A 21,838-nucleotide genomic window follows, 5' to 3' on the forward strand; every position below is an offset into this window, starting at 1 on the left:
CCAAGATCGAGATGATTCACGGTCGGATTTCGGAGCATCAAAGAGAAATGACGGCCCTGCAAGGTGAGGTCGCGCAGATGGAAGCGACGCGTCGTTCCCTCCTCGCCGAGGTCGAGCGACGCTCCCGTCCGACAGAGGACATCCGTATCACTGACCATGCCTTACTGCGATATGTCGAACGGGTGTTCGGGATCGACGTCGATGCTTTGAGGCGGGAAATCCTAACCGATGGCGTCGCGAAGGGCATTGAGCACGGGGCGTCGACGATTACTGTCAACGGTATCCAGTTTCGCGTGAAGGATCGGAGTATTGTGACTGTGATCGGAAGCGATCAGAAGATCCATCGGAAGAAGAAGGCTCATCACCGAGGCCGACGCCCTGAGCGGGACGACATCAACGCACATTTGGCGGATTACTATAACTCAGACGGTAGCAGCGATTAGGCGTTTCACTCCCGAAGCACTGGTTGCGAAATTCCAAAAGGGAAAAGTTCCATATCGGCCTGCACACGCCAGAGGTCGGCCTACTCTTTGGTAGAGAGGCAGGAATCAGCGGCAAGGACCGGCTCTGGCTTGTCCTGCAAGATTGCCTGCAAGGACCGATCAGGACCAAGGAAGCGACGTACCGGAACTCGGCGGTCCACTTCTGACGGCCGCTGTCGTTATGGGATCCGCTCCTCGGTTCGTTCAAAGTGGACGATCGATCACCACCTCGCGCGGATCTTTATCTTCCCTAAGACCTAGAAAAGCCGGGTGACGCAGAATTTGGTCCCGCGTCCACTCAGTGAATTCGACCTGAGCCAGGTACCGCGGCTTCGCCCAGTGCACAGGGGCTCGCATATAGATCCCCTTCGGTAGAGCTGCTGTCGGCTTGTCCTGCTCGATCCGCTTCAGCCGAGCCTGAAACGCCTCGAGGAATTCGCGTGAGTAGCCCGTCCCAACCTTGCCGGCATATGTCAGCACACCCGACGGTGTGTAGTAGCCAACGAGGAGCGCGCCGAAGCCGACTCGCGATCGCTGAGGTTCAGTGTAGCCGATGATGACGAATTCCTCGGTGTTAAGGCATTTCACCTTCAGCCAGTCAGAACTTCGGGTTCCTGAATAAGGGGAATTTCGTCGTTTTGAGATGATCCCTTCGAGTCTCAGGGTGCAAGCCTTAGCGAAGAACTCCTTTCCACCTCCGAGCCGGTACTCGCTCAGTCGGATATTGTCTGGAGCATTTTCTAATGCCCCAGCAAGAAGTTGCTTTCGGCTCTCAAGCGCCGACGCCCGAAGGTCAACACCATCGAGGAACAGCAGGTCGAAGGCGTAATAGAACAGGTCGCCCGTTTCCTCGTTCGAGAGTGCCTCTTGAAGCGAAGCGAACGAACTGATGCCATCCTGCTTCAGTCTGACGATTTCTCCATCGAACACTGTCCCGGGCCTGGCAAAGGCCTCGAATGCCTTGGTCAGTTCGGGGAAGCGAGCAGTCCAGACCTGATCGTTCCGAGTTACAAGGAGTGCTCTGCCATCCTCGATCCGGGCCAGCATGCGGTAGCCGTCCCACTTGATCTCGTGAAGCCAGTTCTCCCCCTCGGGAGCATGCTTTTCGAGCAGTGCGAGTTCGACGGGGATGCGCTCAGGGAGCTTCGCCTGGCGCGCTCTCGTGGATCGGCTGAGTTTGGGTTGTGCCTTTGCCATAGCGAGGAGCAAACTACCCGAGCGTAAGCAGGTTCCCCATCCTCCCTCTGCGGGCTTCTTGAGAGGCTACGCCCTCCCAAACTCGTCCTCAGCCCACGCGGCAAACTCCTTCAACTCGCTGACGAGCCTTGCGGCTTCCGAGTGCCGCCCGCTCCGCACCCCGTACTGAACCTCGTCTTTTATGCCGAGGATCGCTTCCAGCCGACGGGCCTGTTTCAGGGGCAGGCGATTTCCGAGCGCATCTCGTAGGAGCCTGACGATGCCCGCGTGGTCCTTCTGGTTGATGGATCCGCCGTACTTGGCCGTCAAGGCGTCCGCGTATCCGATCGCTGCCGTCACCACGTGGGAGAGGATTGGGTTCGTGTTGCTCCCGGAGTCCGTGAGTTCGAGTAAGTCGACCGCCGCTGTAAGGTAGGCGCGGGCGTTCTCAAGGCGTCCGTGAGCAAAGGCTGGGTCGACAGACTTGGAGGAGCCCTTGCGGGTCATGGGGTCATATCCTTCCGCCGGGAGGCGAGCTTGCGAGCAAGAACCTCGGGCCGGTCCCCCTTCAATGTCCTGGCCTCGCTGACGACGTTGCTCCACCAAGGATCCCCCTTCGCGAGGGTAAGCACTTCCTTCGCCGCGAGGCCGATGATGGAAACGGGGATGGCAAAGGGGCCACGGGAAGCCGCGATGGCCTCCCTCACCTTCTCCGCCACGGCATCCGGGGGCGCATTGACTACGAGCACGACGTCGAGATCGCTGCCGGGCCGTTCCTCTCCGCGGGCAACGCTGCCGTAAATCCATGCCGCGAGGACGTCGTCCTGGCGGTTCACCACCTCCCTCAGCTCGATGGTGGCATCCGCATAGAGCTTTTCCTCCTCCTCGAATAACGTCCCGACGGCGCTCATGATGGGGTGCGGACCGATGCGGTACAGCACTGTCTTGCCTGATCCGACAGCCGACACGGCGTCGCTCGCAGCAAGGGCCTCCAGAGCCTTTCGAACACCTGGTTTGGACAGCCCAGTCCTTTGAGCCAGTGCCGTGACTGGAAGTTCCCCGCCATGGCGGCTGAGTTCGCGCAGGATCCGCACGTGCCCCTCATTCGCCAAGATGGTTGAGAGTGGATACCGGAAGAATCCTTGCTGTGGAGGCCTGTTGGGCATAGAAACCGAAGTTGCCTTGTAGAAACTCAAGTTTCCTTATAACAACTTCAGTTGTCTCTTGCAATGCGGCTATACTGCCATCCGGTCGGGCCTGCAAATCTAAGGCGTAGCTGACTACACGGCCAATGTCAGTTGCGGACTTTCGGTTTCCGCTTCCGTATTCAACCCTGATAGGGAAACTCCCAGCAGCCGGACGCTCTTATCAAGCGGAAACAAGGCCTGCAGCAGGTCGAAGGCGGCGTGCTCAAGCCATCTCCGATTTTCGGCATAGCCGGTCAGAGTGCGGCTGCGGGTGATTTGCTGGAAGTCCGAGAATTTCACTTTGAGGGTCACCGTTCGACCGCGGACACCTGTCTGTTCACAATATCTCCAGACCTTCTCGATGATTGGCAGAAGGGCGGCCTTCATCTCGTCAACGCCTGTCAGGTCCGTCCCAAAGGTGTTCTCGGCGCCAACTGACTTGCGGATCCTGTCTGGCTGGACTGGCCGATTGTCGATGGCCCTGACGATCCAGTAATAATGAGTACCAGCCTTACCAAAGCGCTCCTGCAGGAACTCGAGGCTCTGCGCTTTGAGGTCGGCGCCAGTGAAAATGCCGAGTTCGCTCATCTTCCTGGCCGTGGCCGGACCAATGCCATGAAATTTTGCAATGGGCAGGGCCTCCAGGAATGCCGGCGCTGCGTCTGGGGTGATGACGAACTGACCATTCGGCTTGTTCTGATCCGACGCCATTTTGGCCAGGAACTTCTGGAAGCTGATCCCAGCTGAAGCGGTGAGATGCGTCTCCCTGTAAATCCTGACCCGGATTTCACGAGCCACCTGAGTGGCGTATGGAATACCCTTGAGGTTCTCGGTCACATCAAGATAGGCCTCATCCAGGGACAGTGGCTCTACGAGAGACGTGTACTCGTAAAAGATCTCCCGGATCTGTCGCGACACCTCCCGGTAAGTGTCAAACCGCGGCTTGACGAAAATCAGCTCAGGGCATTTTCGGCGTGCTGTGACAGAGGGCATGGCCGAATGAACGCCGAAGCGCCTGGCCTCATAACTGGCGGCCGCGACCACTCCCCGCTCGCGGGACCCTCCCACGGCAACTGGCTTGCCGCGCAGCTCAGGATTGTCCCGCTGCTCAACACTGGCATAGAAGGCGTCGAGATCCACATGAACGATCCGCCGTTGCGCCGCACTGGCCGGAACCACGGATTCAGCTGGACCATCGCTCTCTGCAATGTTGAAAGCTTCATCCAACATCGGCCGCTACGGTCTCCCTTGTTACCCTGCGATGGTATGCTGTACGCCACAACCTAGCACAAACAGAGAACATTTGATCCAGCCGGGTACGGCAATCCACAGTAACTCCGACAACCTGTCATCTCCCATACTCGGTCTAGTTTGCTCTCAACACGGACCAGCCTCTGGCTGCCCTCGCGGGTATCTGGCGGCTATGGACGGGAGTACGCGGCATGAAGGCAGAGTCCGTCGAGGGTGGGGAACTGCGCAATTCGTTCCTCGATCATTTTGAGGCATCTACGACGAATGCCGATCATGAAACTTCTGCAAAAGCTCAGACCTACTTCCACAAACCTGCATAGCCGCCTGTACTTCAAAGGCAAGCAACCGCCCATGATGAGCAAGCTGGCAGCTCACGCTCAAAGCGCGCTCAGATCAGGGACGTACTGCGCCAATACGAGAGAGGCAGTCTCAAGGAAACTGAGGCCGTCGAAGAACTGCTCAAGATCCTACGCTAAGGCCGATCCAGGCTCCCTGGTACCCCTGCCCTCCCCGCCGTGTAGCAGATAGCCACGTCGCCGCTTGCGCTGGAGCCAGGTCTCAAGGACCTCCACGGCGCATGCCCGGTTTTCGTAGAGCTCAACCCTGCGCTGGCCTGGTCGGCCAAGGCGGCCCCATTCACGGATCAGGGTGGTATCCCCAAATAGGCTAGGTTCGATCGCGAGTACATAGTAGCGAGCCATGTTGCAGGTCGGATCGCACCGGTGCAGGACGAGGTAGTGGACCGTATCGTGAGCCATGCGCCAGTGTTGCGCGGGCCCCTGGACGCAGTCCAATCAAAGTCATGAATCCTTTGCGCGCCAACGATTCACATCCGTGATGCCCCTGCCGCTCCCTATGACATTCTGCGCCTCCGCATGGCCAGGAGTTCGACGGCGAGGTCGATCTTGCCGGCTTTGACCATGCGGGTGAGCGCGCGGAAGTAGCCGCCCGGGTTCTTGATCCGGCTCTCGCCGCCGTTTTTGGCGGCATCGTCCTCATAGAGCTGCAGCACGTAGATCACGGCGATCGCCGCCCTGACCGTGCCGATATCCTCCACCGCCTCGGCCCAGGCGCTCTCATGCGCCCCGAGCGAGGCGCGCAGGTAGCGGCCGGCCGAGACGATGTCGGCCAGATCCCGCACGGGCTGGCCGTAGTCGCTGAGGGTGGGGCAGGCCTCAAGGATCAATTCCGGTGATAGGTGCTCTGCGGGTTGTTCGGTTGAACGAACCGCCTCAGCTTTCTTCGGAAAGCCCTTGTTGCAAGGCTCGCTAGGAGATCCGTTGTTGTTATTAGTGTGCCGGTACTGAGTTCCGCCATAGCCTGCTCGATAATAAGATTCCTCACACGCACTCCTGAGGGATTTCCACTCGTCCAGAATGTCGATCGGCATCGCCTTCGTGCTGCGCAACGGTGTCCGGGCCAACAGCCCTCGAAGCCGATCCTCAAGGTCGGAGCGATCCAGATCAGGGTGCTCTTGTGCCAGACTCCTGAGCGCCTCCTGTGCGGCCCGTCTAGCGATCGTGATCTCGTCAAAGGTGCGCTTGCGGGCTTCCCGAGCCTGTTTCTGCTCGATCAGACGCTCGGCCCACTCCCCTCGCCTGGCGTAGACGGGTGTCAGGTCGAAGCCGAAAGCGTCGACGACCTCACCGGCTAAGTCCTTAACGGCGTAGCGTTTCCCGTTGGGAGATTCCTTGGGGACAATCAGTTGTTGGTCGATGAGGACACGGAATGCCTTGCGGATCCCCCTCTCGGACATCCCCGTGCGGCTGACTAGGTAGTCGTTCGACGGCCAGACCAGCAGCCGCTCCCATTCCTGCTCGCCCCAGCAGGCGACGAGCTCGGACAGAACTGACCGGGGTCCGGTCCGCAATTCCAGGGCCTTGGCGGCCTCGCGAGCTGCCGCAGATAGTTCTTTTCGCGTTACCGTGCGCCCACTTTCGAGCGCAAGTTCTCTTGCGACCAGAGCGGCATGTCTCAGCCGCCGGCCTCCTGACGATGCAAGCTGCATCGTACCCTCCATGTTGAGGGCAAAGCGGGAGCGTTCACCGAAACCGATGCTCTTGACAGTCAGTTTGTTGGGATGGCATAAGGAAGGTGCTTAAGTTTCCGAATGCCCACCCCTCGGTGGGTCTCCAAAGGCCCTCGAAGTTTCCAGCTTCGTGGGCCTTTTGCTTTGCCTGGTTTACGTCACGACGTTTCGCTCCTTGCGAACAAAGACTGCCTCGAGAGCTTGGGTGATGGCGACTTGGCGAGAGGGGAAGAGCCCGCGCTCGACGGCTTCGTCGATAGCAGTGCCGATTTCCCGAGGAAGCCAAACATTGGTTTCCCGGTCCCCCCGCTCGCGGCGGGTTTGACGGAGACGTTGAGCCCGCTTCCGACTCGCTGCATCAGCCATTTCGTCCACCCATGATACTCGTAGCGATACGAGGATTGCCCGATTCTGAGTTGGCTGTGGAGTCGCGCGTCAAGAATCCATTCACAATAGATCGATTCAGCGGTGGGAAACTTCTTATGCCAGAATCATTTAGCTCAGAAGAGCGAATCAATTCGCATGTAAATCCCTGGTTCCGGGCTATTTCAAGTTACGCACTTGATTCGTTGTCGCGTAGTATTGGGACTGAAGCTCGACTCGCGATCCGGCCTGACGATTCGGGAGCTGGAACGCCGGCATGGTTAATGACTGGTAGTGGAACCGAAGAAGCCCTTAAATATTTGAGCTAGATTCTAGGTCGACGGTTATCGGAGTCGTCTCGGTCGCTTGTGGAAGTCCCTTATCTATGCGGTGTCGAATTTTCCGAGGATGAGGATGGATGACACAGAGGCCGACGTCCGCGTGAACCCCGGTGGCGCGCATCTTATGACGTTGACCTTAACGCAGGGCGCGAGGAAATAGTCGCCCTCATTCTCACCCAGTGCCATAGCGGGCGCCGTGCCAGGCGTCGCCGCGATTGAGTACGACAATCCACCTGCGTAAGCGTCTTAGGCCACTCCTACGCAGCGCGAAGGAGCCAATCGACAGTGGAGCCTTCATTCCCTTTTCCGTGTTGCACGACTACCGCGACGTCGACCGGATTAGAGATCTCTGTGATGTTCTGATGGGCGAGGAGGACAGAGGCAGGACCTCCGAGGAGGCGATGGCAATGAAGCCATGACATATCCTTCGCACAGGCTTATCTCAGACCTTCATGGGGAAGACGAAGTGACCCGGTGCCTCTGAAATGGTAGCAGGTGAGACCTTAGAGCATCGTCGGTGCGGAAAGCCGGAACCATTTTTCCGCACGATGCGCTAGGCGATAGAGCACTGAAATATTCTTGTGGGTTCCCTACGGTTCACCTCGTTGGGAAGGCGACGGTAACCGCGGCCGGCTATCGAGGATGGCTGACAATCATGGTGATGACTGCCATCTGGCGTGGGAAAGGGAATGTTTCGCTACCTCTGGAGACATAAGACCTTCAGCGTTGCGCTGCTCTGTCTATTCGGGATCGGCCTATACCTGCAGCCGGTTGCCGCTTGGACTGGGCTTGCACTGCTGCTCTTCTTACGTCTGACAAAGGTCCATTCGCTTGTCCTGATCTTCGATCTCACCGACCGGGCCGCCTTGACGCATGTCCGGACACTGGCAACGAAGCGTGCCCATCTATTATCGCCAGACGAATATGGGAACGTGTCGGAAGACACCTGGGACAAACACCTCAACACCTTCATCAAGAAGACGATCTTGCCGGAGTTCCAGCGCAGGAAAATCGATCATCTCCTGGCCGACGACCCAAAGCTCCATAACGCCCGCCTCAGGGCACGGATCAACAGGATCATCAATCGGTACCATCCGGCCGAACCAACTGATGGGGTGGATGACCTCATGACCGGTAGGGAGTTTGAACTCTACTGCCGGGAGATCCTGCAGGAAGCGGGTTGGCGTGCAGCGCTCACTCCTGGGTCAGGTGACCAAGGCGCCGACATCATTGCGGAGAAGGACGACAGACGGGTTGTCATCCAGTGCAAGTTCTACAACGGCAGCGTTGGCAACAAGGCCGTTCAGGAGGCCTATGCCGCCGCTGCCTTCCAGGATGCCATCTATGCGGTAGTCGTTACCAATTCGGTCTTTACCAAGTCGGCTCACCAACTCGCGCATAAGAACAGAGTGCTGCTAATGCACCACACGGAACTGGCCGGGATGGGAGACAGGATAAACCGCCTAGAGCGTAGTGCTCACTGATATTTGTGTGATGGCCACTCCTGCTATTGCTCAGTAAACAAAGCCCGCTGTCCATGTCTTAGGACCGAAAGCGTTTGGATTTATGGAAACATCAGCCGCCCAACCTCACCCGCTCAAAGCCCGCTGCCAAGATATCATTAGGGCTGCCAGTGGGCCGCTGACCTCTTTCTGTTGTCGCTCCAACATGCAGACATTCATCGCGAGCTAATCGATGAACTCATGAGGCAACATCAGGAAATGATCGAGTTCGGTCACATTAACCCGCAGATGGATCTGACATCCTATGCCAAAGGCCGCGTATCCGCGGCGATTCAGCAGGAGAGAGTGCTCGGACGACTTCCCAGGATCAAGTCTTGGATCAGGCTCCAACTTGATGAAGATGGCTTGATCAAAGTCCTCGCAGTCAATCCCGGTGGAGCGTCTTGCCGCTCGTTCCGCTGAGAAAGTCCTCAATCGATAATTGCGCTGAGTTGCGCGGCTTTGGCTTCTTTGTTCTCTCCTCCGCCTTCGCCACAACAGGCTCTTTCCGTGTGACTGAGGCGTCCTCGGAATTCATCCACTTCATCCGGGCTTTGGCTTTGTCACGAGCTTTCGCTTCTTCCGATTGAGGATCCTCGGTGAGCCACTTCCCACGTTTGAGCACTTCATTCACGCGACCTTGATTGACCCCAAGCTGGAAGGCGATCTCCTGCTGGGTCACGTCTGTGGTCTGGTTCAGCTCAATGATCCGCCTGGCCAGTTCTGGTGTCATCTTCTTGCCGGACACTCGCCGAGCCGGCCGGATCGTTCGCTTGGCGCGGTCACGTTCCTTCAGCCTCTCAAGGACGGCCAAGGCCATATGCATGCCCTGCTCGCGAAGAGCTTCTTCAAACTCCTTCAAAGTGGTCAAAAGAAACACTCCTAAACTCCTGCTCCGATGTCCACACACCGGATCAGACTAAGTTTTGAACAAAGAAGAGGAGACAGACAGTTCCGCCCGGCCATAGAGGCTTCTGGTGGGATCGACCGAATTCCAGCGACCCATAGCAGAATGAGTCTGGGCTTTCGGATTTTCAAGCCACAGCCTCAACTTGGTTGTTGATTTGTTCCTCACGGCCGCAACCAACAGCGCTCAGGTTCAAGCACGTATCTTTCCCAGTCCGTTGCCACTGCGGCGGGTACCTCAACGATTAGGGGCATCGCAGAATCTTCACGATATCCTACCCTAAGGATTCTGCGACTATTCCGAGCCCTTCACTGTGGGGTGAGCAAAGGCATGAAAATCATGGCGTTTAGCGCCCAACTTCGATTGGGTTTCCAGCATGTGCCGCCGAGGAGGGTCTGGTAGATGAACGCCTGACCCAGGCCCCACCATCTGGCGTCTATCAGCTTCATCGGGACTGTCTCTCCCCGGCGGGCTTCCCCGCAATCACTTTCGCCTGCTCCGAAATTCGTACGCGTAGATCCTTACAGGGGCTTAGCGTAGGCTTCCGGGAAGATTCTGCGATGACCCCTAACAATGCCGTCTGACTTGGATCTCCTGCGGCCTCACTCGTTGCCCCAACATCCCTCAATCACCTGGATCCTGATCTCAATCAGATCGGCGAGAAGGCTGTCGGGGGTGAGAGCCCGAAGATCACGGGCGAGTTCTCTGAGTTCCGCGAGGCTCGCGCCTTCGGTCAGGTTCCGCTCGGCCATGCGTAATGCCTGTGAGAAATCCATTGGTGAGCCCTCCTGTTTCAGAATCGGCCAGGAGATAAGCGCCCAAATGCGGCATCGATGAGCCAGCACTCGAGCCCTTCAGTGACGCTCAGTCCTGACGGAAACATCCCCTCGCTATGATCGTTCAGGCGTGGGAGGTGCAGCATCCACCGCACCATCTTCGAACCGAAATGCGGCCTGGATCACTGAGAATTCAACGTCCGGAATGGCGTGATCCCACGCTGGCACATCGACACGATTATTCGAGCCGACCACGTCCCTCGCGAGACGGAACATGCAACTCGGGCGCGTTGTATCGTGCGGCCACAGGGAAGGGAGACAGGACTATCCGAGTGGATAGAACTCGCGACGGCGTGAGGGAGCCTCGCGGCGGATGGGCTGCCTCACCATACGGCGATTGCTTCTGTAACTCGTATAGGATGATTTCCGGTTGCTGCGGGAGGCCCGGGAGCGACGCTGGTCCGTGCTCGCACCAATCACGCCGCCGATCACGCCGCCGACAGCCGCACCGATTGGGCCACCGACCACTGCGCCCGCTACCGCGCCAGTTCCGACGCCGACAGCGGTGCGGTTCTGCGCAGAGGCGAGAGACGGATACATCGTGAGCGCGGCCAATGAAGCCAATGTGATGACGGTGTTGCGCATGGAAGAACCCCTTGTCGATTGCTGGGCTAACTCAGCGCCAAGAGCATGGTTCCGACACACAGGACCATTATGCCGGATGCTGGTGCGTATTCCAACGCTCGATAAACGAGCCTGCCCACCTCCGTACAGCTGCCGTTCAGGACCACCGCGCTACATCCGCGGCCATCATGATGAACTATGTCTGCCGATGCTGTTCTGGAGCACTCTTCTCACACTCTTGGTATCTGGGCTGATCCTTGGACCGCTAGCCAGTAGCGCACCCGAGTGGGCCAGCCAAACTGCGGCCTTTGCTATGGCTGTGGCCATTTTTATTCTCGTCTGCTTGGCTGAGACAATGGGACTCAATCAGATAAACCCAGCAGCTAGCCGGACCGACGCTTGAGGGCAACGCAAGCGGGTTCATCCCTTGACTCAGGTCCAGCCGGGTCGATCAACTCCAACGAATTCTCTTTCTGCATCACGGTCAACGCAGAAATCCCAATCCGCTTGATAGTCGGCGCAGCCACAATCCCTTCGAGCAAGGCGGAAGCCCATGAGCACCAAGCACCCACCCGGGGCTCCTTCTGACCGATAAAAACTCCATTGCTTGTCGCACCCGATCGACGGATCGGTGGTGAGTGCACTTGGCGCCGTAGGGGCGATAGCATGCCCCATTATGAAGGTACCTTTATTTGCTGACTGTCCCGAGCTGTGGCATCTCCTCCAAACCTTGGCGCTCTCATCGGGATGTCTGGCGGTGCAAACGCCAGGAACAGCTGAACTTGGGTCTGGGTTGTGACGGACACCGCCGTAGGAAAACAAGATCCGGTGGAGACAACAATGACACTGGATTGTGGCGTGCACGTCCAGCGACTTCGGTCAGCAGGCGGCTTCTTCTGACCATTTGGCGCGCAACCCGCGCAGAGCGACGTTCTGATAGTGCATGGACGAGCTGGATCGCCGTCATAGTGTTGCCGCAATCCCTAACCGACTCTTACCTCCGACAAGAAAGGGGATTGCGTATGAACAGAACATTCACGACGCTCGGGGCTTCCGTGGTTGCGCTAGGAACCCTGATCGGTAGCGTGGAGGCGAAAACCGTCTTTTACGAAGTCAACGGCCAGCGTTATTCATACGACACCAGCAATCGTCGGCAGACGGCAGCTGCCCGCAAGGTGATCGAGGTCGCGAAAATTGCAGAAACAGCCAATGCGAAAGCTGCTGCGGAGCGTGCGAGCAACCCCCTGGTTGCCGTTTTCGGATCGCAGGCGCAGAGAGAGGCTGAAGCGGCGCAGGCACAGCTCAATCAGATCCTAGCAGAGCAGGAACAAGCCGCAGCCGCCACAAAGGCTCAGCGGGCGGCGCAGACTGCTACGGAGGAGAGTTCCGCGAAGTCTGGCAATGGGAAAGCTGAGAACCCGACACGCGTCAGCGAGCAGGATCAGGGAGCCGCAATCGGAATACCGACTGCCCAGCCTGTGACACCCGATCTTGCCGCCTCGGCAGAAGCAACCCATTCTGACAAGATCCCAAAGGCTGCGATCAAATCGGTTTTTCTTGATGCGGACACCGGGATCAAGACGATCATCCGAGCTGATGGATCAATGCACGAGGAGCCATTTGATCCCAGCGTTCTGTCGAAGCTCGATCCGGAGAGCCGTTCCGCGCCCCTTAGCAATGGTCCCGATACAGGGAAACTGGCCATGCCGGCACCGGATGGCGTGACGGGATCCACCAGCGTCCGAGGAACGACGTTTGGGATGAACTCGGGTGCTGCCTTGGACCGCGCATCTTTCGCCAACTGATGATGATCCAAGATCGATCTAGGTTCTGTCGCAAACTCGAAGTATAGGCATTTTGCAGCGCCATTTTGCGTCGTGACCGCAGCGCTAAGCCGTTGATTCTACAGCAGCCGGTCAGCGCGGAACCGCTAGTATTGGCAAGTAAAAACCGATTTTGCGACAGAACCCGCAAGGTTTGTGCAATAAACCGCGCGAAACCGGACAAAGTAGGAACGATGCTCGTCAGGCTCGTTCAGCTTATTTGTGATGACCAACCCTGAGGCGATCAGAAACCCGAAAGAGATCAAAACCATCGCAGTATCGCTTATCGTCGATGGATGATCGGGAATGTCGGGCAACGCACGTTCCTCTGACCTGCGATTGCGAATACCATTGAAGGGCTACACCAAGCACAATTGGCTGCAAAATTGCGTCAAATCGCATGATTCCGGACAAATGTTCGTGCTTCGTCCAAGTTACCGAGGTTTGTTGAATAGACCTTGTGCGCTCCCCAACCTTGAAAAAGGACGACGCCGGCGCGATCGAAGCTGGAGAGCTTCCAGAGAGGCCGAAGTCCTGAGATTAGCGCCTCAAGCCTCCGCTACGAGGCCCTCTTTTGGTTTATAAAATCAAAGCGTATCTGCGCGCCCAGGCTGAGCGATCTCTGGATGCGCTCTGGCGAGCCATCGGCGACATCTGCGATGTGGTTGAACCTAAGGAATGCCGCAACTGCTTCACTGCCGCTGGCTAAGGACTCGTGTGAACGTCCGTTGCGCTAGGATGTTTGCATTCTCACGGCCCGGTACGGGGGGCAAACTTTGCCCTAACGATCTCGGCAATGCTGGCCGGGCTGGCTGGCGGACGACCGTCGCAGGTGATCTCCGGTTGCTTTGCGACGTGCCACAGCATCAGTCCATCAAGGGGGTGGTCCTTTCCAGCAAGGACGATGTCCGCGAGGCGCTCCACAGAGTTGGAGGCGCCGCTTGGCCTCCTGTACTGGTCGGCGATGTTGACAGATCCCTTGCACGTCGCATCCGCAATCCGGTTGACGAGGATTGAATCACCCCATGCATGCTTTCCGGAGATCATGCCGATCGTCACCACGGTCCTGGCCGGCATGATCGCCCGGTACTGCTCGTAGGCGACGGCTTGATCATAGAAGTTGGATCCGGAGTCATAGGCCATGATATTCAGCAGGTCCACCAACTCGCCTACCGTTCTTCCTGCGTGTGGACCCGAGGGTACCGTACGCCTAAATGTCATGCGTTCGCGACCAGCAGATCCACCCGAACCCGACCTCCTTCCCGTGCCTTCGTCTCCGGTTGCAGCAGTGTAGTCGCTGCCGGTCGGAGATGCGGCGAGGGCCAGGATGCCATCAGGCCGTGCGGCATCCACTGCTTCGCGAAGGGCCTGGATGACACGGGTGTACTCTTCCACGGTTGCGGCATCGGCTGCGTGCCTCTCGTAGTCGACGTCTAGTCCATCCAGGCCGAGATCCCTGACGATCTGCGTTAGGGCGTTCTTGATCTGCTGGTTGTCATGCCCTGCCTCTGCTGCCAGAGTAGACCAGCCTCCGTAGCTCGCTCCACCGACCGACAGGATCACCTTTGCCCCCGTGGCCTTGAGCAAGGCTACTCCCTCCTTCACCTTGTCGGGTGGGGCCGAGAATTCCAACCCGGTGCCGTTCCAGGTGCCGGACTCAAGCCCCGACCACATGAGGTCGGGACGGGCAAAGGACAGCATGACGTGTGAGTACTGCCCGGCAATAGCGCCGAGAGGGGCTCCACGATCGTTCCAGGACGGATGGTATCCGACGAAGGCCCTGCCGCCCAGCTGGGCGGCAGGGCCAACACCTGTGGGTGCTGCGGAAACAGTCCCCCCTCTGGACAGGACCATGGACGTTGCAGTCACGGTCGCTATGAAGCAGGTGATCCTGCCCAAGACGAAGAGGAGGTCATGGAGGTGTCTGGCGCCGCTCAATGTTTCTTCCTCCAATGCTCGGGTGACCCATTTCAGCTGACCTAAGGCTGAAGGTACACTCGGAGGAGTTCCCCTTGCTGTCGAGGACGCGAAAAGCAAAGGATTGGCTCCGCTGACGTGAAGGGTCCCGATATCCTCGCCACCGCTTGGCCTGTGCCACGGCCTCCAGTACCTAGCCAGCCTCGGTCGCGAACACCTCAGCCAGCTTCTGCCCGTTGGTGCCGATCCGATGGGATGGACGCCTCCCTCCCGTAGCGCGTTCCGTTATGCTGGAGCGCTTGGCATTACCGGAGAATCCAACCATGGCAGTCGCCACCGTCGGTCTTGATACCACGGAGCATGTCTTTCAGGTGCACTGCGCAGACGCCCAAGGGCGGCCGCTGATCCGAAAGAGGCTCCGACGTGCTCGGGTGCAAGCCTTCTTTGAAGCCTTCCCGCTCTGCCTTGTCGGTATGGAGGCCTGCGCAAGCGCGCAACATTGGGCGCGGGAACTCAGCAGGCTCGGTACCGGGTCAAACTGGTGCCGCCTCGGCACGTCGGTCCCTTCGTCAGGACGAACAAGAATGATACCGCGGACGCGATCTGCAAAGCGGCCTCCATGGAGATTGACTACGTGAGTATATCAGGTGCAGCCTCCGTGTCGTTAGCGCCTATTTGAGAACAAGCCATTTCCCAATATACAAAGCCTTATGCGAGCACCAGCCATGAGATGTTGCGGTTACTGAGAGTTCTCAAACAGGCCCTTATCGGGCTTCCGGTTTATTCGGCCTATTTGGGGGTGATGAGCGTTGCGGTAGCGCTATTCAACCGTGGAACTGAAAGGCCACACCTCGCTTTTTGAGGATCCACCTTCTGCAAACCTACGTACCAAGAACCTATCAGCGTAAAATTCGTGGACTAGCCATAAATAAGATTAGCCGCGAAATATCTATTCGAGCAAAAAATCTGAATTGATAGGCAATAGTCATATAGATGCTTTTCCCACTTCGACGCAATGTTCTGACTGCGGCAAATATATGGCGACAAACTGCGGGCCGCAGCCCAGAAGATTTCTCGCCACGCCAATATACTACTTTTGGGCCCAGTTGGGGGTATTGCAGCACGAATGCAAAATCGACTACACCGCTATGCAACATCAAGAACGCTCCTGAATAGGAGCGATGAAATTCGCAATACCGCGTGAATAGCCTTCTTGTTCAAGCGCGTTAGTAATCGGCTTCCTTCACGAAATTCATATTGATTGGGCATGCGAAGTGTTGGGACACAAAGCGCTGTAACACTGGTATGGAATCGCCATTTTAGAACTCCAATCCAATAACGATACGGATTTCTGCTGAAGCAGCAGAATTCTTTTCAAGCGATGCTTTGTAGAGCAGTTGGCGCGGCACCTTTGTCCCATCCGAAAGTGCAGAGTAACAATACCACGGTGTGAGCACGTAACTAGGAGCATTCGCGGCTCTATAGACGGAGGCGACTTGCCTATGAGCGGTATTGAAGCGAGCGACGTACTGCGGATAGCAGTCATTAGCGGCCTCATCGGCTTTGGCGTGTTTTGTGCGTCCTATAGCCTGAGCATCTGGTTCAAGCGTAATAAAGCCAAGCCGAACAGGCTCGCGCGGCTCAGTTTCCTCCTTCTTATGCTTGGCATTTTTGGCGCGGCCAGCAACTGGGCCTACATGGAATTCTCGCACCGAAGTGGCATTGTGGGTGGTCAGGACCTGTTTGTGGTTCATGCTAAGCGTAATGTGACTACTGACAAACTCGCGCCGGAAGGCGCTATCAAGGAAGGCGAGCGGCTTGTTGAATTCATCCCGCCTGCCATTGAAGGTCAGTTGGCGGTGGTCGACAGCCATATCAAGCAATCGCAGGCGAAAATCCAGGCACTTGACCTGCGGGCGTTGCCTGTGGACGCGTTGCTGCTCCAGCGGCAGGCACAACTCAGAACCCAGATTGATCAGGCCAAAACATTCCAGTTCGATCTTCAAAAGTCCCGACGTGAGGTGGAGAAATCGAAAAACGACGTCCGTAACCAATGGACCAAAGAAGTCAGTCAAATCGACCTGCAAACGGCAGAGCAGCGGGAGCAGCTTACGACCGCAGCGGCGCAGTTGCAGATTGCGCAGACTGCGTCGACCCGTGCCACCGAACTGCGCAAGAATGGCATTGGGACGGTGAATGTAACTGAGGAGAAAACTTCGAACGCCCTGACGCAGGCGCTTGCGCTCAACAAGGCCAAGGCAAGCCTCGCCTCGTTGGATCGGTACAGGGTTGCCGTTGATAAGCGCTATGATGATTCCATTAAGGCGCTCGATGTGCAGCAGGCCAATATCGACCGAGACCTGAAAGAGGTTGAAGGTTCCCTCGCGCTGCTCTCCGGGCAATTGACGTTGGTCGAGAAGGCGGTTGCCGATGACCGCAAGCGGGCGGTGGATGCCACAGCACGCGAGAAGGAGGTAGCGCAACATGAACTCGAAGGCTTGCAGGCTGAACGCGTCAGCACATTGGCCGTCACGCAGGTCAAGGCCCCGTTCTCGGGTGAGGTTGTGTACCGACACCCGGCTCCCGGCTTCGCACCTGAGAACACGCCTGTGCTGGCCGTGTCGAAAGGCAGCGGTTTCGTCGCTCGTGTTTGGCTGCCTGAGGATGACGTGAAGAAGGTCCAGCACGCTGGCAAGGTCCAGTTTGCTCTTGAGCAGCCGATCCTCAACCGCTTCTTTGTCGGTGAGTTCCGTGACGCAGAGAAGGCTCCGTTCGAGAAGGAGCGCGTGATTGCTCACTTCGATGCGAAGCTGCCGCTTGATGCTATCACCTTGCTGGCCAGCGCCGGTAATCCGGTTCCGGTCCGCCTGCTGTGGCGTCCGAACCTGTTCGACAGCCTCGCCTTCAACGCCAGCCTCGGTCTCAGTGCCCTTGGCTTCCTGGGGGCGCTGGCGAGCGCCATGCGCGGTCGTGCCGTCAACGACGATGACGTGCCACAGCAGCAAATTAATTACGAGGCGCGAGACCAGCGCTTGCGAGAGATGGCGCAGAACTTTCATCGCCTGCTGCGGCACGGCCACTTAGAGCACGATTCCGATCTCGTGCGCGGCTTGGTCAAGCTCGTCAACCAGTTGGGTGAGCCTGCGGTCGGTGCCCTGCGTGATGAACTGGTCTTCGACAGTGAACTCGAAGACGCCATCCAGAGTGTCGATGACGAGAATGTCCTCGCGGTGCTGGATAGGGCTCGCGGTCAGATCACCATCCCACATGTTGCCTAAGTATCAATAGAAATCCATGACCGAGATTGTTCAACGTGCCGCCGCAGTCGGGGAATTTCGTGCAAAGCCTCGCACTTATCACCGGTGGGTCATCAACTTCTTGGCGATCACCACCTTCCTCTACGGACTGTCGCTGACCTTTACTCTGCCATGGACCGTTCAGGAGGCCGTGTTCTCATCCGAGAGCGGCCTTCTGAACAAAGGCCCTCTCTCGGCAGTATGGGGCATTTTCCTGATTGTGATCGGCGCTTTGATCATGATCCGCTGGATGACCGTGCAGGCGCTCGCCTTCTATGGGCATGATCGTGTGCGCCGGAAGCCGCCACAGCCGCTTGGTAACAATGCGCCGTTCGTGTCGATCCTTGTTCCGGCCTATAATGAGTCGGACACGGTCATCAATGCAATCACGTCGCTGGTGACGCTCGATTATCCAAACTATGAGGTGATCTTTGTAGACGATGGCTCGTCTGACGACACGTATGTGAAGGCGTTCGCCATGGCGGGGGCGTACGCGAACTGTACCCTTCACGTCTACACCAAGCCCAATGGTGGCAAATGGAGCACGCTGAACTTCGCTTACTATAAGTCAAAGGGCGACCTGCTCCTGTGCGTGGATGCAGATTCGGGTCTAGCCGAAGACGCGCTCAAGATCATGGTGCCGCGCATCTACGAAAAGGGTGTTGTGGGAGTGTCCGGGCAGGTGACGATCCGCAATCGCGTCAACTTCCTGACCCGTCTGCAAGCAGCGGAGTACCTGCTCGGAAACGGCGGTATGCGCATGGCCCTCAGCCTCCTTGGGGCCGTGACCGTCGTACCGGGGCCTATTGGCCTGTACCGGCGAGAGATGATGGAGGAGGTTTCCAAACTTCCCGGCAACCAGCCTTCAGAACGAATGAAGCACCACGGCGAAGGGCTGGTCTTTGGGCCGCTCTCCGGTGAGACCTTCGCGGAAGATTTCCAGCTATCGCTGTCGGCGCTCGCGCTTGGTGGGCGCATTGTCTATGAACCCCGTGCCTATGCCTATACCAAATGCCCGGAAGATATCGGGACACTTATGAGTCAGCGCTATCGCTGGATTCGAGGCACGTGGCAGGTGTACATGCTGTACCTCAGGAGCCTACGCAAGTTCAACAAGACCAAGGCCCCGCTGTTGGGCATCGTGATGACCATCTTGTACCCAGTGGACATCTATCTCGTTCCAATCTTGAATTTCTACTTCTGGCTGGCCATCGGCTATTCGGTGGTATCCGGCTTTGCGATGGATTTTGTCATTGCATGGATCGGCTCGGTGGGCCTGCTGAATGTCATGACGGCCATGATCTACATCCTTGAGCAGGATGATGAAATCTCACTGATCCCCCTCATTCCAGCACTCGACATTTATCAAAGCCTGTTGATCAACAGTGCTTGGGTAATTGCTGCCGTCGATGAAATGCGCGGCACCGGAATGAGGTGGCATTAGCTACAACTCTCCGCACTTTACAGGGGCTTATCACGTTAACCGCTGTTGGGCGCAATGAGACCTGGCCGACAGCATAATTGTTCGAGCGGCAATGCCCGTCGCAGTTTTCCATTACGCAATGGCATTAAGGCGGTGAAGCTGGATGGAATGAGGGAGAGCATAGGGAAACGTGGGGCAACAACATCCTCCATAGCCTTAGCTGTCATTGCACCGCGGTCGACTTGGTTTGGTCGCAGCCTCCCGGACGCAGCCCTCCCACTGCGTGCCCACGAATCCTCATCTCCCTGTGGATTTGGGGTGCCGGCCATCTCTCCCTCCATGCAAGGCTACCTTGAGGGAAGCGCTCACGCGGTCGGCAGTTCCCAAGTCCAGAAATCACCTCGCAGGCCTCAGCACGGAAGCAGCTACGCCCTATAATCCAGCCTCCGACGAATAGGAGACCCCTTCATGCATGTCTTCGGCGCTTTCGAGTTGGACGTTCAGCCCGGCACTCCCGACAACCCGGCATCTATCAGACTTGCCCTTCTCCGCTACGTCCGGGGCGAGGATGGCCGCCTCTTCATCATCCCGGAGTGCACGTCCTTCGAGGAGGTGGAGGGTCAACTTAATTCCCTGCAAGACGAACTGGACGAGATCCGCGAGAGAGCCCGCCGAGCGTTTCAGGTCGCATGATGAGCAGGTCAGGGCTGCATAGGCTCTGACGCCGCACCTAGAAGGCCCCTCATCGTCTTACTTTTGTGGACCGAGCGGAACAGGGCAGATTGAGCAGGCACTTCTGATGACCCATAGGCGCTTTTGTATCGCGACAGGAAGGAACGATACACGCCATACTTGAAGTAGATCGGGTTCGCGTGCGTCGTATTTGGGCCCACCACGTCAGCGGTGAGGCGCCCGTTGACATACACCCGGATGAAACCATCTGCGGCCATCGACCAGCGTGCATGAACACGGATGTCCTGCCAGCGCCCTCGAAGGCTCCGCTCACTGATCAGTGGGAAATGTCCAAGCTTAGTCTGGTTGAGATCGAGGTAGTAGCTTGAGGTATTCGAGCCCTGCGGAATACCGTACTGAAACAGCACAGGCGGGCTTGTGACGCCTTTCTGGTGGAACTGACCCAGGGCTGTCTTGGCCGGGTAGATATTCGGGAAGTCCTTTGGAAGGTAGAAGGAAAACTGATACCAGTACTCGTCTCCCACACGGCTCGACGCGTCGACTTCCCCCAACTCTGAGCGTTCTCGATCCCTAAAGCAGTCACGCGAGGTGCAATCTCCGGGGCGCACCTCAAACCTCTGCACCGACCCTCTCCTGGATCCCGGGACTGTTGTGACGCCGTGTGGTCGATCACTCAGACTCCGCCTGAAGGGAGAAAACTCCTCGGCTCTAGCTGTCGCACTCGCTACGAGGAGCATGAGAACGATCGAGAGCAGCTTCACCATTGGACCTCACGAGCGTTTGTTCGAGCGCCAGACTTCATAGCATAGCAGGGTGCTCGCAATTCCGCCTCGCCAGATGGTTTCATATCGAGGACGGCACCCGAGTAACCTCTGCCTGAACCAGCTTCCCAAACCTTGAGGAGACCAGGACAATGATGGGCGATCGCATAGGACGTCCTGAAGTCAGCCGGAACGTAACCGCCGCCAGTTCTCCACCTGCCCGCGGGTTTGCATCACTTCAAACCAGCGCAGGTTGCGCAAGGTCTGGTCGGCGCGCTTGATGGCGGTTTGGATCGCATCCTCGATGTTGGTGGGCGATGAGCCCACCAGTTCAACGACTTTGTAGACGTGATCCGACATCACAGGCTCCCCTCTCCTATTCAGGATCACAGGTAGGGCAGACGACGTTGCTTGCGAGACGGCCCGGCTCTTAACGCGCGGCGTGACACACCAATCAAGAACATTGCCGCGGCCGAGGTGGAACCGTGGCCGAGGTGTTCCGGTAGGTGTGAGGGAGCAGCCGCTCGAAGCTGCGGCGCACCGTGCCGTAGCACTCGCAGGAGGCCCTCTCCAGGCCGGCGCGGTCCGTCACGGTGATCACGCCTCTGCTCTGCCGGATCAGCCCCGCCTCCTGAAGCGATCGCGTGATGCTGCTCACCGTGGAGCGCTGCACGCCCAACATGTCGGCCAGGAACTCGTGCGTGAGCGGCACGGTGTCCCGATCCAGCCGGTCGTGCATGCTCAGGATCCAGCGGCAGCACCGCGCCTCAACGCTGTGGACCGCGTTGCAGGCCACGTTCTGCAGCACGCGGGCCATCATGGCTTCGGCAAAGTGCAGCACCAGCTGGCGCACCTTCGGACGGGTGTCGATCACCTCCTGCAGCCGCTCCAATTCGATCCGGGAGGCAGTCCCGTCAGCTTGTACGATGTAGCGCCCAAAGGACTGGCGGGCTGTCATGGCGCTGACGAGGCCCAAGGCTCCTTCCCGGCCATAGACCGCCATTTCGGCCGAGCGGCCGTCCTTCAACACGGCCACCAGCGACACCACGGTGTCATGGGGAAAGATGGCATGGCGGAGGTCATCGCCGGCCTCGTAGAGCACCTGATCCTGGTGCAGACTGACCCCTTGCAGGTGCGGCTCCAATGCCGCGAAATCCTCAGGTTCCAGCGCTGCCAGGAGCCGGTTGGCCCGATGGTTGATGCTCACAGCTGTGGCGGTGACGAGGCTGCGCAATTTCATCCCACAAGCTAAACCGGCAGAGGGCCGGTATGAAAGACAGAAAACGG

20 protein-coding genes are annotated in these 21,838 nt (G+C 57.9%); 6 read left to right on the forward strand and 14 right to left on the reverse strand.

What is annotated here, in order from left to right:
• The coding region (locus tag ACS5Q1_RS30465) for a hypothetical protein (RefSeq protein ID WP_473101718.1) at positions 1-443 on the forward strand (443 nt) is incomplete at its 5' end.
• Positions 444-686: 243 nt separating this feature from the next.
• Here ACS5Q1_RS30465 and ligD read toward each other — a convergent pair.
• From ligD to ACS5Q1_RS30500, 7 genes are all read right to left on the reverse strand, one after another.
• The gene (gene ligD, locus ACS5Q1_RS30470) at positions 687-1,679 is read right to left on the reverse strand and encodes a non-homologous end-joining DNA ligase (RefSeq protein ID WP_473101719.1); all 993 of its coding nucleotides are present in this window, start codon (positions 1,677-1,679) and stop codon (positions 687-689) included.
• Between the two features lie 66 nt (positions 1,680-1,745).
• Positions 1,746-2,165, reverse strand: a complete 420-nt coding sequence (locus tag ACS5Q1_RS30475) for a hypothetical protein (protein ID WP_473101720.1) — start codon at positions 2,163-2,165, stop codon at positions 1,746-1,748.
• Complete coding sequence (locus tag ACS5Q1_RS30480) at positions 2,162-2,752, reverse strand: nucleotidyltransferase domain-containing protein (protein WP_473101721.1); 591 nt, start codon at positions 2,750-2,752, stop codon at positions 2,162-2,164. Before ACS5Q1_RS30480 ends, ACS5Q1_RS30475 begins: the two co-directional genes overlap by 4 nt.
• Positions 2,753-2,938: 186 nt before the next feature.
• Positions 2,939-4,075 (reverse strand): DNA polymerase IV, encoded by a 1,137-nt coding sequence (dinB, locus tag ACS5Q1_RS30485; protein WP_473101722.1) that lies wholly within the window; start codon positions 4,073-4,075, stop codon positions 2,939-2,941.
• Between the two features lie 488 nt (positions 4,076-4,563).
• Positions 4,564-4,854: a WGR domain-containing protein gene (locus ACS5Q1_RS30490; RefSeq protein WP_473101723.1), complete on the reverse strand. Its 291-nt coding sequence runs from the start codon at positions 4,852-4,854 to the stop codon at positions 4,564-4,566.
• A gap of 95 nt (positions 4,855-4,949) precedes the next feature.
• A complete protein-coding gene (repC, locus tag ACS5Q1_RS30495) occupies positions 4,950-6,104 on the reverse strand; it encodes a plasmid replication protein RepC (protein WP_473101724.1) in 1,155 nt (384 codons plus the stop codon).
• A gap of 174 nt (positions 6,105-6,278) precedes the next feature.
• A complete protein-coding gene (locus ACS5Q1_RS30500; RefSeq protein WP_473101725.1) occupies positions 6,279-6,491 on the reverse strand; it encodes a hypothetical protein in 213 nt (70 codons plus the stop codon).
• A gap of 1,027 nt (positions 6,492-7,518) precedes the next feature.
• Here ACS5Q1_RS30500 and ACS5Q1_RS30505 point away from each other — a divergent pair.
• The gene (locus ACS5Q1_RS30505; RefSeq protein WP_473101726.1) at positions 7,519-8,313 is read left to right on the forward strand and encodes a restriction endonuclease; all 795 of its coding nucleotides are present in this window, start codon (positions 7,519-7,521) and stop codon (positions 8,311-8,313) included.
• 403 nt (positions 8,314-8,716) lie between these two features.
• Here ACS5Q1_RS30505 and ACS5Q1_RS30510 read toward each other — a convergent pair whose 3' ends face one another.
• The 3 genes from ACS5Q1_RS30510 to ACS5Q1_RS30520 form a co-directional block, all read right to left on the reverse strand.
• Complete coding sequence (locus tag ACS5Q1_RS30510) at positions 8,717-9,202, reverse strand: RNA polymerase subunit sigma-70 (RefSeq protein WP_473101727.1); 486 nt, start codon at positions 9,200-9,202, stop codon at positions 8,717-8,719.
• 638 nt (positions 9,203-9,840) lie between these two features.
• Positions 9,841-10,014: a hypothetical protein gene (locus ACS5Q1_RS30515; protein WP_473101728.1), complete on the reverse strand. Its 174-nt coding sequence runs from the start codon at positions 10,012-10,014 to the stop codon at positions 9,841-9,843.
• 324 nt (positions 10,015-10,338) lie between these two features.
• A complete protein-coding gene (locus ACS5Q1_RS30520; protein ID WP_473101729.1) occupies positions 10,339-10,659 on the reverse strand; it encodes a YMGG-like glycine zipper-containing protein in 321 nt (106 codons plus the stop codon).
• A 1,001-nt stretch (positions 10,660-11,660) separates the two neighbouring features.
• On the opposite strand from ACS5Q1_RS30520, the gene ACS5Q1_RS30525 reads away from it, so the two are divergent.
• On the forward strand, positions 11,661-12,443 hold the full coding sequence (locus tag ACS5Q1_RS30525; RefSeq protein WP_473101730.1) for a hypothetical protein: 783 nt from the start codon (positions 11,661-11,663) through the stop codon (positions 12,441-12,443).
• A 768-nt stretch (positions 12,444-13,211) separates the two neighbouring features.
• On the opposite strand, the gene ACS5Q1_RS30530 is transcribed toward ACS5Q1_RS30525, so the two are convergent.
• A complete protein-coding gene (locus ACS5Q1_RS30530) occupies positions 13,212-14,399 on the reverse strand; it encodes a glycoside hydrolase family 18 protein (protein WP_473101731.1) in 1,188 nt (395 codons plus the stop codon).
• A 1,481-nt stretch (positions 14,400-15,880) separates the two neighbouring features.
• Here ACS5Q1_RS30530 and ACS5Q1_RS30535 point away from each other — a divergent pair.
• From ACS5Q1_RS30535 to ACS5Q1_RS30545, 3 genes are all read left to right on the forward strand, one after another.
• Positions 15,881-17,656 (forward strand): HlyD family efflux transporter periplasmic adaptor subunit, encoded by a 1,776-nt coding sequence (locus tag ACS5Q1_RS30535; RefSeq protein ID WP_473101732.1) that lies wholly within the window; start codon positions 15,881-15,883, stop codon positions 17,654-17,656.
• Positions 17,657-17,672: 16 nt separating this feature from the next.
• Positions 17,673-19,118, forward strand: a complete 1,446-nt coding sequence (locus ACS5Q1_RS30540; RefSeq protein WP_473101733.1) for a glycosyltransferase family 2 protein — start codon at positions 17,673-17,675, stop codon at positions 19,116-19,118.
• Between the two features lie 447 nt (positions 19,119-19,565).
• On the forward strand, positions 19,566-19,790 hold the full coding sequence (locus ACS5Q1_RS30545; RefSeq protein ID WP_473101734.1) for a hypothetical protein: 225 nt from the start codon (positions 19,566-19,568) through the stop codon (positions 19,788-19,790).
• 8 nt (positions 19,791-19,798) lie between these two features.
• Here the strand turns inward: ACS5Q1_RS30545 and ACS5Q1_RS30550 are convergent, their stop codons facing one another.
• From ACS5Q1_RS30550 to ACS5Q1_RS30560, 3 genes are all read right to left on the reverse strand, one after another.
• The gene (locus ACS5Q1_RS30550) at positions 19,799-20,554 is read right to left on the reverse strand and encodes a polysaccharide lyase family 20 protein (RefSeq protein WP_473101735.1); all 756 of its coding nucleotides are present in this window, start codon (positions 20,552-20,554) and stop codon (positions 19,799-19,801) included.
• A gap of 180 nt (positions 20,555-20,734) precedes the next feature.
• Positions 20,735-20,911 carry a dodecin gene (locus ACS5Q1_RS30555; protein ID WP_473101736.1) on the reverse strand — a complete coding sequence of 59 codons (177 nt, stop codon included), beginning with the start codon at positions 20,909-20,911 and terminating at the stop codon, positions 20,735-20,737.
• A 94-nt stretch (positions 20,912-21,005) separates the two neighbouring features.
• Positions 21,006-21,791, reverse strand: a complete 786-nt coding sequence (locus ACS5Q1_RS30560) for a Crp/Fnr family transcriptional regulator (RefSeq protein ID WP_473101737.1) — start codon at positions 21,789-21,791, stop codon at positions 21,006-21,008.
• Positions 21,792-21,838: the final 47 nt, after the last annotated feature.

This window comes from Microvirga sp. GN3 (assembly GCF_055792825.1).

Excerpts from the sequence above, each read along its gene's own strand:
- ligD (WP_473101719.1), bottom strand. The coding sequence starts at position 1,679 with ATGGCAAAGGCACAACCCAAACTCAGCCGATCCACGAGAGCGCGCCAG.
- ACS5Q1_RS30475 (WP_473101720.1), bottom strand. The coding sequence starts at position 2,165 with ATGACCCGCAAGGGCTCCTCCAAGTCTGTCGACCCAGCCTTTGCTCAC.
- dinB (WP_473101722.1), bottom strand. The coding sequence starts at position 4,075 with ATGTTGGATGAAGCTTTCAACATTGCAGAGAGCGATGGTCCAGCTGAA.
- ACS5Q1_RS30490 (WP_473101723.1), bottom strand. The coding sequence starts at position 4,854 with ATGGCTCACGATACGGTCCACTACCTCGTCCTGCACCGGTGCGATCCG.
- repC (WP_473101724.1), bottom strand. The coding sequence starts at position 6,104 with ATGCAGCTTGCATCGTCAGGAGGCCGGCGGCTGAGACATGCCGCTCTG.
- ACS5Q1_RS30500 (WP_473101725.1), bottom strand. The coding sequence starts at position 6,491 with ATGGCTGATGCAGCGAGTCGGAAGCGGGCTCAACGTCTCCGTCAAACC.
- ACS5Q1_RS30505 (WP_473101726.1), top strand. The coding sequence starts at position 7,519 with ATGTTTCGCTACCTCTGGAGACATAAGACCTTCAGCGTTGCGCTGCTC.
- ACS5Q1_RS30515 (WP_473101728.1), bottom strand. The coding sequence starts at position 10,014 with ATGGATTTCTCACAGGCATTACGCATGGCCGAGCGGAACCTGACCGAA.
- ACS5Q1_RS30520 (WP_473101729.1), bottom strand. The coding sequence starts at position 10,659 with ATGCGCAACACCGTCATCACATTGGCTTCATTGGCCGCGCTCACGATG.
- ACS5Q1_RS30525 (WP_473101730.1), top strand. The coding sequence starts at position 11,661 with ATGAACAGAACATTCACGACGCTCGGGGCTTCCGTGGTTGCGCTAGGA.
- ACS5Q1_RS30535 (WP_473101732.1), top strand. The coding sequence starts at position 15,881 with ATGAGCGGTATTGAAGCGAGCGACGTACTGCGGATAGCAGTCATTAGC.
- ACS5Q1_RS30540 (WP_473101733.1), top strand. The coding sequence starts at position 17,673 with ATGACCGAGATTGTTCAACGTGCCGCCGCAGTCGGGGAATTTCGTGCA.
- ACS5Q1_RS30545 (WP_473101734.1), top strand. The coding sequence starts at position 19,566 with ATGCATGTCTTCGGCGCTTTCGAGTTGGACGTTCAGCCCGGCACTCCC.
- ACS5Q1_RS30550 (WP_473101735.1), bottom strand. The coding sequence starts at position 20,554 with ATGGTGAAGCTGCTCTCGATCGTTCTCATGCTCCTCGTAGCGAGTGCG.
- ACS5Q1_RS30555 (WP_473101736.1), bottom strand. The coding sequence starts at position 20,911 with ATGTCGGATCACGTCTACAAAGTCGTTGAACTGGTGGGCTCATCGCCC.
- ACS5Q1_RS30560 (WP_473101737.1), bottom strand. The coding sequence starts at position 21,791 with ATGAAATTGCGCAGCCTCGTCACCGCCACAGCTGTGAGCATCAACCAT.